Source organism: Vagococcus fluvialis (assembly GCF_048815235.1).
Lineage (GTDB): Bacteria > Bacillota > Bacilli > Lactobacillales > Vagococcaceae > Vagococcus.
In genome coordinates this window covers 29163-44509 of sequence record NZ_JBMEAO010000011.1, presented here as the reverse complement: position 1 = coordinate 44509, position 15347 = coordinate 29163, and the positions used below count along the sequence as shown (strand labels likewise).

Below are 15347 nucleotides of genomic sequence, written 5' to 3'. Positions count from 1 at the left end.
CCTTAGTGAGAATTGCTCTCAATTAATAATAGCTAAACAATAGCTATATTTTGTTTACTTGTCAACAAAATATGAAAGAAAATAAAAAAGACTAACACTATTGTTTAGTCTTTTTGTTTTCTTTTTTTTGTTTTCTCTCTTTTAATACTTGTTCACGATATGCTTTATTTCCTATAAACTTAAATGAATCTAATAAGGGTTGTTTATCAACGCCAGTTAATCCAATTAATTCAATGAATATTTGAAGACCAAATAAACAAGCAATAGTTAAAAGAATCGTAGCTATGGTGTTAGTAAACATATAAAGCAGTGCAATCATTGAAAAAATCATAGCTAATGAATAGATGGTTAAAACAGCACCACGATGAGTAAATCCTAAAGAAAGTAATCGGTGATGTAAATGCATCTTATCAGCTGATGAAATTGGTCGATTGTTTAACCAACGACGAATCATTGCAAAAATTGTATCTGTGATTGGCACACCTAAAATAATTAAAGGTGTAATCAATGTGATTAAAGTGGCATTTTTTAACCCTTGAATGGATAAAACAGAAATTAAAAATCCAAGTAACAAGGCCCCAGTATCCCCTAAGAAAATTTTTGCGGGATAAAAGTTGAATGGGAAAAATCCTAACACACTCATTAATAAAATAAAAATAGTTAAAGGAACTTGTAGTTTAACGGCGCCAGTTGCTGAAGCAACGTACCCCACAATACCAATTGTCCCTAAAGCGATGATAGAAATACCAGAAGCTAGACCATCTAAACCATCAACTAAGTTAATCGCATTAGTTAAGGCTAAAATCCACAATATTGTAAATGGATAACTAAGCCACTCTAAAGGAATAGCACCAATATGAGGTAAGCTAATTGTACTGACGGTTATGTCAAAAACAAAACAGACATAGAGTGCAGCTAGAAGGACTCCAATAAGTTTTTGTTTTGGCTTTAATTCAAAAATATCATCAATTAATCCTGTTATAACGACTATTCCAGATGAAACAACTAGATGTAGTGCATATTTAAATGGAATTAAATCAGGAAAAAAGAATAAAACTGATATAGAAAAGGCAATATAGATTGCTAAGCCACCAGCCGTTGGCATAGATACTTTATTTACCCTTCTTGAATTAGGTTTATCTACAGCGCCTATTTTTAAGGCTAATTTCTTTATTAAAGGAGTTATTAAAAAAGCTAGGATCATTGTTAAAAATAAACGAAAAGCTACTTTTAAAATGAAATCCATAATATTTTACCTACTTTCGTAATTCATTGAACATTATACACGAATTGAATGTACCAAACAACGCCAAACTTATTAAGGAATTCTTTAAAGTCATTAAAAAAATGGATATTTACTATTTTTGAAAGATTCACTATGTTATACTAGCAAAGATAATTGAAAACGTAGGAGTTTTGACATTGGATAGAAATAAAGAACATAATAAAACAGAATCAGATGTAACTAATGAAGAAAGCTATAGTCAGCTGAATAACCGTAAAAAAAGAAGAAACAAACAAAAGAAAAGTAATTCAGTCTTAGGTGTTGTAGGCAAAACAGTAACGATTGTTGTACTAGTAGCGATTTTGTCAGGTATTGTATATTTTGTAAAAGGTCTAATGGATACGAATGACTTTTTAAATAATTCATATGCCCCAAGAAAATCTGCAAATGCTGAAAACGATAATATTGATGTTCAGAAAGATCCTATATCTATATTAATTTTAGGATTGGATGACAATAGTGAGAGAGAACTAGGGAGTGCTAGAACAGACTCAATGCTTCTTTTAACGATTAACCCATTAGATGAGTTAGTTAATATTGTCAGCATACCTCGTGATACGTATACAGATATTGTTTCAGAGGACTATACAGGAAAAGATAAAATCAACTCTGCATTTGCTTATGGTGGTATTGATTCCACGATAGACTCAGTGGAGAAGTTACTAAATGTGCCAATTAATTATTATGCGACAGCAGATTTTAAAGCCTTTGAAGACATAGTAGATGCATTAGGTGGTGTTGAAATTGACGTGCCATTTACTTTAACGGAGCAAAACGCTAAAGGGAAAAAAGTAGTTGAATTAAAAGAAGGGCGTCACAACTTAAATGGTGAAGAAGCTCTTGCTTTTGCTAGAACGAGATACGTTGATAACGATATCGAACGTGGTAAACGTCAGCAACAAGTATTGGAAGCTATTGCTAAGAAAGCGATGGACATTGGAACAATTACCAAATACAAACGTATCTTAGAAGCTTTAGATGGCCATATTAAAACAGACATGCCTTCTAATAAAATTTTATCAGTGGCTCAATCTGGTTTAACGAAAGATTATAAGTTTAATTCATATGCTTTTTCTTGGATGAGTTATGATTATGCACCTTACGGAGAAGCAATTAGTATGGTTGGTTTACATCAAGATAGTGTAGAGTACATCTCTCATAAATTACGCTTGTCATTAGGATTAGACGAAGAGGATGAGCGAGATAAGCCTGGTTTTAAATTTGAAACAAATGGTATTGTAGATCCACGAACATTTCCAAATGATGGAATGGCCTACATAAATTAAAATTAAAAAGACAAAAGGGAGGAAGCAAGTTGGTTTGTTTTTCTCCCTTTTGATGCATATTAAAGACTAAGAATCTTATAAAAATATCAGAGAATTTTGAAAAAAAGTGAAAATTAGTGTAAAATCTCTATGAGGTTTCAATGAAAGAAAGATAGGATGAGACAATTTTGAAACAAGAAGAAAATGTAAAAGTTGAACTTAAAATGATTACAAAAGAATTTGATCTTTATAAAAAGAAATCAGATAAAGTAAAATCTTTATTCAGGTTTTCTGGTAAGAATATCCCTCATTTTTGGGGATTAAAAGGAATCGATTTAAAGGTTTATTCTGGAGAAGCAGTTGGTTTAATTGGAATTAATGGTTCTGGTAAATCAACATTATCAAATATCTTAGCAGGGATTATTCCACAAACAACAGGCCAAATGACAATTAATGGTGAAACTTCGATTATTGCCATCGGAGCTGGATTAAAACCACAATTAACAGGTCTTGAAAATATTCGTTTAAAATGTTTAATGAGTGGCTTTACTAATGAAGAAATTGATGACATGTTAGATGATATTAAAGCCTTTGCTGATTTAGGAGATTTTATCGACCAGCCAGTAAAAAACTATTCAAGTGGTATGAGGTCACGTTTGGGATTTGCTATTGCAGTCCATCACAATCCAGATGTCCTAATAATAGATGAGGCATTATCAGTAGGTGATGATACTTTCTACCAAAAATGTGTGGAGCGTATCTTCCAATTTAAAGAGCAAGGAAAAACAATTTTCTTTGTATCCCACTCATTGCCCCAAATCCAATCACTATGTGATAAGGTAGCTTGGATTCATTATGGAGACTTAAGAGAATACGGTGAAACAGAAGAAGTAGTAAAACATTACAATGAATTTATTAGTTGGTTTAGAACGCAATCAGCAGCTGAGAAAAAGAAATATCAGGACGATTATAAAAAACAGCAAAAAGACTTTAATTTAGATAAATTAAAGGAATCAGCAGAAGCTAAAGGTCATTCACCTGAAGTGATTAAAGGACCTAAGATTGGTAAGATGTCAATTTTTACTAAAGCATTATTAGTGCTTATTATTATTTCAATGGGATTTTTAGGAACTATTAGTGTCAAAAATAAATCCTTTAAATCATTCTTTGCAAGTGATGATGTGAAAATTGAACAAGTTCAAAAGAGTCAAGATAACCATTTAACAGCAAAGGTAAATGATGGATTTGATAACTAGTTTATTAAAAAGTGGTTATATGTCATTTTTACAAATGTGGTCATCTATCTTTGTAAAAAGTAAAACAAAAAAACAAGTTGTTTTTTTAATGAGTTTTCCTAATAATAATACGTATCTTTTGGATGAACTGAGTAAAGAATTTGATGTAATTGTGTATTACTCAAAGACAAGTCAATTGACTGATGAATTTATTAGTCAGCGCAAAGAAGTAATCTTTAAGAATCTGTCCACATTTTCAGGATTGCTTAAAGGAGTTCAAGACATTACACGAAGTCAAATAACTATATGTGATAATTACTTTCCGTTGCTAGGTGCTGTAAAAAAAGCAGAGGATAGATATATTTTCCAAATTTGGCATGCCACTGGTGCGATAAAAAACTTTGGTATGTTAGATAAACAATATGATAGTAAAAGTGAGCAGGATAAAAGGCGGTTCTTGTCAGTGTATCACTCGCTTGATTATTATGTTGTAGCATCACCTAAAATGGGTGAGGTTTTTATGAATTGTTATGGGGCAAAAGAAAATCAAATGCTTCATTTGGGTTTTCCAAGAACGGATTCTTTATTCGATTTGCAACTTAAAGAAATCAAAAACAAGAAAAGAATTGTTTATTTACCCACTTATAGAGAAAATCAGCAAACCTTATTTCCTTTAGAAATTAATTCTTTAGAAAACGAATTTGCTAAAGAATATGAGTTGTTAATTAAAGTTCATCCTCATATTGAAGAGTTAGTTCAAAATCAAGATAATTCAGATTTTGTAAAATGGCAGCCGATTGAAACGACAGAAGAGTTAATTGCTACTGCAGATATACTGATTACTGATTATTCGTCAGTTGCTTTTGACTATTCGTTAATACATGACAAAGGAAAGTTGCTTTTTTATTGGTATGATGAAGAAGAGTACCAAAAAGTAACGGGCATCCAATCTGGGGTAAAAGAAAGTTTACCAGGAGAAATTTGTTATACAACAGAGTCAATCATTGAAGCAATTAAGAAAGATGACTATATGGATTTTTCTGATTTTAACAAACAGTGGAATACATTCAACAATGGTCAATCAAGTGAGAGGCTTATCAGATATTTGAAAAAGTTAGGTGATTAATATTGTCTAGTAAGACAGAAACAATTTTGGGTGTTCCAATTGATTTGATTTCAGAAGATGAGATTATTAATCAATTACCAGTCTATATAAAAGAGAAGAAAAAAATGACTCTAACGAGTATCAATCCACAAATTCTTTTAGTTTCAGAAAAAAATGCAAACGTGAGAAATTTTTTAGTGAATTCTACACATCGTTTTCCTGATGGCATAGGTGTTGTGAAAATATCAAAGTGGTCCAAAGGAAATATCAAGAAGCGAATTGCAGGTATTGATATTATGACTCGTGTGTTGGAGTATGCAGATAAAGAAAATGAAGTGGTTTATTTCTACGGTGCAAGTAAAAAAGTTTTAGAACAAGCTGTTACTAACATTTCTAAATCGTACCCTGGAATAGTAGTTGGTGGATACTTAGACGGTTATACCAAATATAGTGATCAAGAGATGATTAAGAACATTAATAACTCTGAAGCTGAAATACTATTTGTTGCTCTTGGTTCTCCAAAGCAAGAAGAATGGCTAAGTAAAAACATGGATCAATTAAATTGTCATGTTTTTCAAACAGTCGGAGGCAGTTTAGATGTCTTTAGTGGCTATGTCAAAAGAGCACCTGATTTTTGGATTAAATTAAATTTAGAGTGGGTGTATCGCTCATTAAGCAATCCAAAGAGAATGTATCGAATTCTTCAAATTCCGCAGTTTGTTGTGCGAGCTTTACATTGGAATTTGAAAAACAATAAACAATAAAAGTTGAGAGGTAATTTAAAGTGAACGATGTAAAAACAATATTGTTAGAACAAGTAAATAACTTCGGAATCATTCGTCGTATTTCAAAATATGAAGAGAAGTCAACATATCAAAGTCATTATTTAGGACTTATTTGGCAGTTTTTAAATCCTGCTATTCAGATTGGAATTTATTATGTTGTATTTGGTTTAGTTGTAAACCAAGGAAGAGAAATGGAAGGTGTGCCATTTATTGCGTGGATGTTAATGGGGTTAGTTCCATGGTTCTTCATCAACAGCTCAATTTTAGGAACATCTAATAGTATTTATGCACAAATTGGAATGGTTTCAAAAATGAAATTTCCAGTGAGTATTTTGCCATCTATCAACATGTCGAGTAACTTTGTTAGTTATCGTGCAATGATGCTATTATTGATTGGTATGCTATTTTATTATGATGTACCTGTTACTATTTATTGGTTACAGTTTTTCTATTATTTTGCTTGTATGATTATCTTCTTATTTGCATTTGGTATTTTAAATGCAACTATTACTGTTTTGGTAAGAGATTATCATATTATGCTTCAATCAATTCTTAGATTATTATTTTATTTCTCTGGAGCTATTTGGGATATTGAAACAATGACTCAATTCCAAGGAATGCAAACATTTACTAAAATATTACAATTAAATCCAATGTATTATATTATCAGTGGATTTAGAGATACTTTCTTATCTAAACAATGGTTCTGGGAAAAAGGAACTCATACAATGTTCTTTTGGTTAGTTGTATCATTATTATTAATAGTTGGTTCACATCTACATATGAAATTTAGAACAAGATTTGTTGATTTTATTTAATTAAGAAAATAAGGAAGAGACTAATGGTAAAAAAAATAGCGATAAAGATCTTTCATATAATCTGCCAAATAGTTTATAAGGTATCAGGTTGGTTTGTAAAAGATAACAGAATTTACTTTGAAAGTTTTCATGGTAAACAATATAGTGATAGTCCTCGTGCTATTTATGAGTATATGAAAAAAAATCATCCTGAATATGAATTAATTTGGGGAGTTAAAAAAGGGTTTGAAAGTATCTTTATTGAAGAGGATGTTCCTTACGTTCATCGTTTAACCTTACAAGGTATGTATCTAATGGGGAGTTCAAAACATTGGGTGATTAATACAAGGATGCCAGATTGGATGATTAAGAGTAAAAAAACAACTTACATTCAAACTTGGCATGGAACGCCTTTAAAAAAATTAGGATTGGATATTGAAAATGTCAAAATGCCAGGCATTTCTACAACAGAGTACCGCAATAATTTTTCTAAAGAAACAGCAAGATGGGATTATCTGATTAGTGCTAACTCTTACTCAAGTCAAATTTTTAAAAGAGCGTTTAACTTCCCTAATACAATGTTAGAATCAGGATATCCTAGAAATGATGATCTGCTTAATATAACTGATACAGAATATTTAAGGGAAAAACTAAAAATTGACGCATCCAAAAAAATTATTTTATATGCACCGACTTGGCGAGATAATCAATTTTATAAACAAGGATCATATAAATTTGAGTTACCTTTTTCAATTACAGATTTTACTAAAAAATTTGGTGAAGATGCAGTTCTGTTAATAAGAATGCATTATTTAGTTTCTGAGAGTTTAGATTTCAGTCAATTCGATGGTAAGGTACTTGATGTCTCAACTTACCCAGATATGAGAGAGTTACTTTTAGTTTCTGATTTACTAATAACTGATTATTCTAGTAGTTTCTTTGATTACGCTCTTAGAAATCAACCGATTTTATTTTATATGTTTGATAAAAAAGAGTATGAAGATGTTACACGAGGAATGTATTTTGATGTAAAAGATAGATTACCTTGGCCAATTGTAGTGAGAGAAAAAGAACTATTCAATTACATTTCTTCATTCTTGAAAGGTTCAAATAGAATCAACGAAGAGAAATTAGTTCAATTTAAAACTGATTTTAATGATTTTGAAAAAGGAACTGCTTGTCAGCAAGTTGCTGATATTATAACTAAGAAATAAAAATAAGTTAACTTTATAAAGGATGGAAAAAATGATAAGTGTTGTAATTCCTTGCTATAACTCTGAGAAATATTTAAAGGAGTGTTTAAATAGTATTAAAGAGCAATCTAATAAAGATGTGTTAAAATTAATCGAAGTTATCATCGTAAATGATGGTAGTATTGATATGACAGAGCAGATTGCTAAACAATATGTAAATGAAGCACCTGAATTATTTAAATATTACTCTATTGAAAACAGTGGTGTTTCTAGAGCAAGGAATTATGGTTTATCCAAAATTTCAACCGAATCTAAGTGGATTTCTTTTATTGATTCAGACGATAAAGTAAGTGAGTCTTATTTTGAAGAAAGTATCAATTTTTTTGAGAATCATCCAGATATCAAAATAGCTGTTACGCCAATTCAGTATTTTGGGATAGATAATAAAGAACATTCTCTTAATTGGCGCTTTAAAAAAGAGTTGTCAGTTATTAATATAGAAGATAACCCAACGTTTCTTCACTATAATATAGGTGGTTCATTCGTTAGTAAAAGATTATTAGAGTCTGAAAAAATGAAATTTTCAGAAAAACTATCCTTTTGGGAAGACGCCTTATTTTTGAATACGATTATCTTAAAAACACAACAATATGGTTTAATTGCCAAAGGAATGTATTACTACCGAAAAGAAGAAAATGACTCTCTTGTAAATACATCTTGGCAAACTTCAGCCAGATATGATGAATTATTTACAGAAGGGTATCTTTTATTGTTTAAGAAGAGTAAAGTTAAATCTGGTTATGTTCAAAGATATTTCCAGTATTTAATTTCTTACCATCTGAAACTTTTTTTTATTGAAAAAAATAAAGAAGTTGTATCAGAATTTCTACTAACTCATCAAACAAATTTTGATGAGTTAGTAAATGAATCGTTAAAAGAAATTGAAAACGAAGTTTTAATAGAACCAATTGAAACTAAGTTCAATGATGTTTATTGGTATCTATATAGTAAAAAAAATGGCAGTCCAAATAAATTGATAATGCATGACTCCTTTGTAGAAAAGAATAATAAAATCATTATTGAACATAAACAGCATTACGAATTATATGTTTCAGTAGCTTCTAAAGAAGAAGTTACTGATATAACAATTACTTATTCTTTTTTATTAGGATTTAAACGACATGTTAAGGTTACAGATCACTTAAATCAATACGGACTAGATAAAATTACTAACTTCGTTATGTTGAGACAAACAATGCCTAAATATTATTTGGGTACAATTATGAATATAGCAGTAAAAACTAATGAAGTGGTCTTTTCAAGACGACTTGGAATTGGTAAATATTTAGGAGGTTTTACTTTTGGAAAAAATTAATTATCAGGTATCGATAATTATACCAATATACAATGTAGAGGATTATTTAGCTGAGTGTATTGACTCAGTCATTAAACAAACAGAATTCAAAAAAAGTAAGGTGCTATTAATTAATGATGGTTCTCCTGATAAAAGTGGAGAGATAGCTAAATCTTATGCAGATAAATATGACAACATTTTTTATTATGAAAAACAAAATGGAGGACTATCTTCTGCAAGAAACTACGGTATGAAGTATGTTGATACAGATTTTGTTATGTTCTTAGATTCAGATGATTTGTTACCTCATGATGCAGTTGCTAATTTATTAGGTATGATTAAATCTGATCCTGAATTAGAAATCGTTATGGGTGATTTAGAAATGTTCCCAGTTAAAACACCTAAATATCTATGGAAGTTTAGCTTTGGTTACGGGGATTTTATTATGGATGATTTATCTAATAATCCAGAAATACTATCAGCTCCATCTGCATGTAATAAAATTTTTAGAGTATCTTCGTTTTTAGAGCATGATGTTATGTTCCCAGAAGGGTTACATTTTGAAGATGCCTATGCCATTATCCCGATGATGTTAAAAGTGAAAAAAATAGGTATCTGCGATAAAGTTGTTTATTTATATCGTGAAAGAGAAGACAACAGCTCAATTATGGATGGAATATTCCAACGTAAAAAATCTTATCTTGACCATTTAACCGTCAATGAGCATATCAAAGAAATTTTAGATGAAAACAGTTCAGAAGAATTAACTCACATGATTTATAATTTTATAGTTAGAACTTATACTGGTTTTTTAATTCGTATTCCAAGTTCATCTCTTTTCACTATTGAGGAAAAGAAGGACTTATTTGAACGTTTAAAAAAACTGTTTGCAGGAATACCTCAAGTTGTAGAGGAACGTTATTTAGATACTGGAATTAAACGAATTTTGTTAATATCATTGTTAATCAATGATTTTGAGTTATTCTTAAATCCAAGAGTGACAGATCCAGGAGTTAATATATTAAAAAATAAAGCAAGTACATATTTTGATAATAAATACCCAGTTGAATTTACTTATAATTTTATGGTAGAAGAGTTGGAATTTAAAGATAACCATATTGAGTTATTAGGACAACTAAACTCAAATATGTATTACCCAGATGATGAGCTTGGTAATCGTGTTAACTTTAAACTAAATACTGGAGAAAATACAATACCTTTAAAAGCAACTTATTATAAACGCTTTGATAAAAAAGTATTAACTAAAGATGAGTTTTATTGGGGAATTAAGCTTGAAATTCCATATGATAAAATTAAAAATGAATTGGCTGAGTACACAGTTATCTCAGAAGTAAGAGATTTATACTCTGGAGATAAAATGGTTTCTAAAGTGTCAGGTGGCCCATACTTAAATAAACGTCAGGGTTTCCGTGATTTAGGAAACGGAAGAAGAGTTCGTTTCACAACTTTTGGTGGATCTAACTTTGTCAGATTTAATATTACTAAGAGTTCTAAAATTGAAACATTTAAATATAATATGGAAAAGATATTTAAATCTAAAACGGAACTTCAAGTCGGTGCTAAAATGCGTTTAATGTATTGGGCATCAAGACCATTCTTAAAACATAAAGATATTGTGTTGATAGCAGAAAGAACCGATACCTATCAAGATAACTCGTCTGTTTTATTTGATTATGTTTCTGAGAAGCATCCCAATTTACCTATCTATTATTTAATAGACAAAAAAACAGAAGCTTACAAAAAAATAAAAAATAAAAAAAATGTCATTGAAATTGATTCCTTAAAACACTATATGTATTTATTAAATGCTAATGTTTTAGTCAATGCTTATGATATTGACACGTATATGATTCCAACATCATATACTAAATCAGCCTATTACCGTTTATTTGGAGATTTGCTAAACTATAAACGATTGTTCTTACAACATGGTATCTCTTACAATGATGTTTCTTGGGGATTAAGTAAACCAAGAGTAGGTAACGATAAAGTAGTAGTCTCAAATAAAAATGAAGAAAACTTTTTTATTGAAAAAGCAGGTTACCAACCTGAAAATATGTTACGAACTGGTTTTACAAGATATGATCGTTTAACACCTCATATTGAGAAGTTTAATGAAGAAAAAGTTATTTTATTAATGCCAACATGGCGTGATGATTTCGCTAAAAAATCATACTTAAAAAATGATGTCGGTATTTCAAATAAAGATTTTGTTCAAACTGCGTATTATAATTTTTATAATGACTTAATGAATGATGACCGTCTAGTTGCTTACCTAGAAGAAAACAATGTCACTTTAAAAGTTTACTTACATTATGAGTTAAATGACAAATTAAACTTATTTAAAGTAACTTCTGATCGTGTGAAAATAATTCCAAATGGACAAGAAAGTGTCCAAAAATTATTAATCACATCTGACCTGTTAATTACAGATTATTCATCTGTATTCTATGATTTCTTATATATGAGAAAACCAGTTGTATTTACACCTTTTGACTACGAAGAATTTTATAGTAAGCATTACAAACATGGTTACTTAAATATCTTAGATGAAAGACTTGGAAGAGCAGTAAATCAAGTAGACGATGCTGTTACAGAGGTTATTAAAACATTGGATAATGGTTGTCAATTATCACCAGAAGTTCAAAGAAATATTGCGGAAGACTTTATTTATAAAGTTAATAATAGCAATGAAGCAATATTAGAAGAAATTCAAAATCTTATAAAAGAATCAAAAAAAAAATAAGCTAACAAGGAGGATAAAAAATGTCAAAAATATTAATCACTGGTGGAGCTGGATTTATCGGTTCTAACTTAGCCAAAGAATTAAACGAAGGTAATGAAATTATTGTAGTTGATGATTTAAGCATGGGGGCAGTGGCAAATATTGCTACCTTATCAAATGTTAGATTTATTGAGGAAAATATCTTAAATAAAGAATTTATGGATGATCTGTTGGTGAAAGAAAACTTTGACTATATTTATCATCTAGCAGCTGTAGCTAGCGTAGCTGACTCAATTGAGAGACCAATTGAAACTCATGAGGTTAACTTTACAGCAACATTAAACATTTTAGAGTGTTTAAGACAAATGGAAAATAGAAACTTAAAGAGATTGGTATTCGCTTCATCAGCTGCAGTATATGGTGATGAAGAAACGTTACCAAAGGAAGAGTTTTCGGTTATTAAACCTTTAACACCTTATGCAATCGACAAGTTTGCCTCTGAAAAATTTGTTTTAGCATATAATAACTTATACGGTGTTCCAACAAGTGCCGTAAGATTCTTTAACGTTTTTGGACCTAATCAAAACCCAGCATCACCTTATTCAGGTGTTATTTCAATTGTTGTAGATCGTTTTGAAAGAAAAATCAAAGGGGAATCTTCAACCTTTACATTGTTTGGAGATGGCATGCAATCTAGAGATTTTATCTATGTTAAAGATGTGGTAAATGCTCTTCAAACAGTAGCCAACTCAGAAAATTCTTTAGGTGAAGTCTTTAATGTTGGAAATGGGAAAGAAACAACATTGAACGACTTAATTTCAGGTGTTTCTTCTATTCTAGAAACAGAAGTTGAAATTATAAAAGAAGCAGAACGTGAAGGCGATATTAAGCGTTCAGTAGCAAATGTAGAACGTTTATTAGGTTTAGGATTTAAGTCAAAATATACAGTGAATGAAGGTTTAAGAGAGTATTTAGTTAGTTTAAACTTAATTTAATCAAAATGAAGAGGTTGGCCATAAGGTTAACCTCTTTATTTTTATTTTTTTTATTTTTTTGAAGATTTTTATATTTATTAGGTTATTTATTAAATAAAAAAAGAAGATGAGTATTGTAATTAATCTATGTTAAAATGTAATAGGATAAAAAAGAGTGATGAGGAGAATAAACAATTGAAAAAGAAAAAGAGAATTAGTGTTTTAGTTCTAGCTATGCTGTCTTTAGGACTAACTAACATATCTTACGCAGAAGATGTAACTGAATTACTAAAAATACCAGATGAGTTAGTCAGTGATTTAACTCAAGAAGATTTAGAAAAAGCAGTAGGAGCTGATGGGTTAGGTGAGAGAAAGCAAGAAGTTGAGTACGGCCCAGTAGCTCCATTTGGTTTCAAACAAAGAGCGTCATTTGAAAATGTAAATGCTTATATCTTAAAAAATAAATTTTCTAATCCTCCAATTGTACGAGATTCTAGATATGGTTCTACCTATGTATCTAACTATAAACATAATCGTCCAATTGGAGTAGTTGTTCATGAAACAGCGAATCCTGGTTCTACTATTGAAGGTGAAGTAAATTTTATGTTTAATAATCAACATAATGCTTTTGTTCATGCTTTTACAGATAATCGTAAAGTTATTGAAACAGCACCAACAGAATATCTTGCGTGGGGAGCTGGACCAAAAGCTAATCCATATTACATGCATATTGAATTAGTTGAAGAAAATACTTTTGATAAATTTGCTCGTTCAGTAAATAATGATGCGTTTTGGATTGCCAAGCAATTATTTGAGTGGGGACTACCTGTTATTAGTGCTGAAAAAGACGGTGTTGGAACAGTTATAAGCCATTATTCAGTATCTATGTTTTTAGGTGGAACAAACCATGTAGACCCAATTGGTTATTTTGCTCAATGGGGATACACAATGGATGAATTTATTGAATTAATAAATATTAAATATAATGAGATTCAGCGTAATAATAAACAAAATGCGAAAGTTATTGAAGAAACCGATTTAGATCAAACAAGAAAGATTGTTAACAACAGTTATTCAATGTACACATTACCTTACAATACGCCAGGTTCGACTTATGTGAAACCTGTAAGTGCAGCACATAATGTGGGAGATACTGTAAAACTAACTAAATTAGTTAAAACAAATGAAAATGTAAGAGCTTATCAAATTGATAACGGACTTTATGTTGATTATCGTGCTTTCCAAATGCCAGCTGACATTGTAGTTGATGAAAAAATGAATGAAATCTTTAAAGTCAAAGATGCTGGTTATTCGATTTATAGTGCACCTTATGGCACTGAGTACAGTACTTATCTAGGAGTATTAAATAGTAAAGTAAAAGTTAATGATGAAGTGAGAGTTACAAGATATGTAGAAACTTCTGAAAAGGTTAAAACTTACTATATTGAGTCAATTGGTTGGGTTAATACTCAGGCGTTAAGAACACCTGCTGATATTATTCAAAATCAACCCCTTAACCAAACAATGAAAGTCAAAGATAGTGGCTATTCAGTTTATAGTAAACCATATGGCACTAAAGGAGCGACTCATCAAGGAGCACTAAGCAAATATCATAATACAAACTCATCAGTTAATATTATTGGTTACGCTGAAACAAGTGAAGGTGTTAAAGTCTATCAAGTCAAAAATGTTGGTTGGGTAGATACAAGAGCCTTTTCAGAATTTGCAACTATTACAAGTGAAACACCAATGAATCAAACTCTACAAGTGAGAGATGGCGGCTACTCAGTTTATACAACACCATACAATACGCCGAACTCTGAAAGAAAAGGAAGTTTAAATCAATTCCATAAAAATGGCAGCCATGTAGTTGTTTCAAAATATGCAGAAACAAGTGAAGGTGTGAAAGTCTATTATATTAATGGAACAGGTTGGATAGATACACGAGCGTTTAGTGAAGTTGATCAAGTAGTTGAACAAGAAGAGTACACAGATAAATTATTTAAAGTCAAAGATGCAGGTTATTCAGTATACACAGAACCATACGGTACGTTAAACGCAACTCGTAAAGGTGCTTTGTCTAATTTTTATAAAAAAGATAGTGTTGTTGAAGTAACTAAATTCGCAAAAACAAGTGCTGATGTAAATGTTTACTATATTACTGGTGTAGGTTGGGTAGATATTAGAGCTTTAGAAGAACTCGATACAATCACTCGAAAAGAAATATATGATCATGAAATGACGGTTACGATTAAAGATGCAGGTTACTCAGTTTACAGCGAACCATACGGCACAGCTGGTGCAGAATTTAAGGGAGCATTATCTAAATTTGAATCAACAGGAACTAAGGTCGTTGTGACAGAATATGTTGAGACAAGTGCTAATGTCAAAGTTTATCATGTTTATGGTATAGGTTGGGTAGATATCAGAGCTTTTGAAAAAGAGTTACCTGTATTAGAAAATATCATGACTGAAGAATCAACTAGTATAGAAGAAACTAGTGAAATGACTTTTGAAACACAAGAAAAGATAACAGAACAAACTGAAGCAGAAATTCATGAAAGTAATGAAACACAAGCTTCAATTTCAAGTGCTGAATAAAATGATT

General features: G+C 30.5%; 11 protein-coding genes. 10 read left to right on the top strand and 1 reads right to left on the bottom strand.

What is annotated here, in order from left to right; genetic code table 11:
- Positions 1–97: 97 nt before the first annotated feature.
- Entirely contained in the window at positions 98–1246 is a 1149-nt protein-coding gene (locus ACODH8_RS08390; protein ID WP_420504928.1) for a glycosyltransferase family 4 protein, read from the bottom strand.
- A 176-nt stretch (positions 1247–1422) separates the two neighbouring features.
- Here ACODH8_RS08390 and ACODH8_RS08385 point away from each other — a divergent pair, with 176 nt between their 5' ends.
- The 10 genes from ACODH8_RS08385 (at position 1423) to ACODH8_RS08340 (ending at position 15340) form a co-directional block, all read left to right on the top strand.
- Positions 1423–2571: an LCP family protein gene (locus tag ACODH8_RS08385; RefSeq protein WP_332465204.1), complete on the top strand. Its 1149-nt coding sequence runs from the start codon at positions 1423–1425 to the stop codon at positions 2569–2571.
- A 203-nt stretch (positions 2572–2774) separates the two neighbouring features.
- Positions 2775–3806, top strand: a complete 1032-nt coding sequence (locus ACODH8_RS08380; protein WP_420504966.1) for an ABC transporter ATP-binding protein — start codon at positions 2775–2777, stop codon at positions 3804–3806.
- 19 nt (positions 3807–3825) lie between these two features.
- A complete protein-coding gene (locus ACODH8_RS08375) occupies positions 3826–4911 on the top strand; it encodes a CDP-glycerol glycerophosphotransferase family protein (protein ID WP_420517670.1) in 1086 nt (361 codons plus the stop codon).
- A gap of 2 nt (positions 4912–4913) precedes the next feature.
- Entirely contained in the window at positions 4914–5654 is a 741-nt protein-coding gene (locus ACODH8_RS08370; protein WP_420504930.1) for a WecB/TagA/CpsF family glycosyltransferase, read from the top strand.
- 20 nt (positions 5655–5674) lie between these two features.
- Entirely contained in the window at positions 5675–6493 is an 819-nt protein-coding gene (locus ACODH8_RS08365; RefSeq protein WP_332465207.1) for an ABC transporter permease, read from the top strand.
- Positions 6494–6516: 23 nt separating this feature from the next.
- Complete coding sequence (locus ACODH8_RS08360) at positions 6517–7686, top strand: CDP-glycerol glycerophosphotransferase family protein (protein ID WP_420517669.1); 1170 nt, start codon at positions 6517–6519, stop codon at positions 7684–7686.
- Positions 7687–7717: 31 nt separating this feature from the next.
- Positions 7718–9040: a glycosyltransferase family A protein gene (locus ACODH8_RS08355; RefSeq protein ID WP_420504933.1), complete on the top strand. Its 1323-nt coding sequence runs from the start codon at positions 7718–7720 to the stop codon at positions 9038–9040.
- Positions 9027–11786 (top strand): bifunctional glycosyltransferase/CDP-glycerol:glycerophosphate glycerophosphotransferase, encoded by a 2760-nt coding sequence (locus ACODH8_RS08350; RefSeq protein ID WP_420504934.1) that lies wholly within the window; start codon positions 9027–9029, stop codon positions 11784–11786. The genes ACODH8_RS08355 and ACODH8_RS08350 overlap by 14 nt, the downstream gene beginning before the upstream one ends.
- A gap of 20 nt (positions 11787–11806) precedes the next feature.
- On the top strand, positions 11807–12760 hold the full coding sequence (locus ACODH8_RS08345; RefSeq protein WP_332465211.1) for an NAD-dependent epimerase/dehydratase family protein: 954 nt from the start codon (positions 11807–11809) through the stop codon (positions 12758–12760).
- Positions 12761–12934: 174 nt separating this feature from the next.
- Entirely contained in the window at positions 12935–15340 is a 2406-nt protein-coding gene (locus ACODH8_RS08340; protein ID WP_420504935.1) for a GW dipeptide domain-containing protein, read from the top strand.
- The last annotated feature ends 7 nt before the right edge of the window (positions 15341–15347 follow it).

Bases quoted from the DNA above. Each gene is read 5' to 3' on its own strand.
- ACODH8_RS08390 (WP_420504928.1), bottom strand. From the start codon at position 1,246: ATGGATTTCATTTTAAAAGTAGCTTTTCGTTTATTTTTAACAATGATC.
- ACODH8_RS08345 (WP_332465211.1), top strand. From the start codon at position 11,807: ATGTCAAAAATATTAATCACTGGTGGAGCTGGATTTATCGGTTCTAAC.
- ACODH8_RS08380 (WP_420504966.1), top strand. From the start codon at position 2,775: ATGATTACAAAAGAATTTGATCTTTATAAAAAGAAATCAGATAAAGTA.
- ACODH8_RS08360 (WP_420517669.1), top strand. From the start codon at position 6,517: ATGGTAAAAAAAATAGCGATAAAGATCTTTCATATAATCTGCCAAATA.
- ACODH8_RS08355 (WP_420504933.1), top strand. From the start codon at position 7,718: ATGATAAGTGTTGTAATTCCTTGCTATAACTCTGAGAAATATTTAAAG.
- ACODH8_RS08375 (WP_420517670.1), top strand. From the start codon at position 3,826: ATGTCATTTTTACAAATGTGGTCATCTATCTTTGTAAAAAGTAAAACA.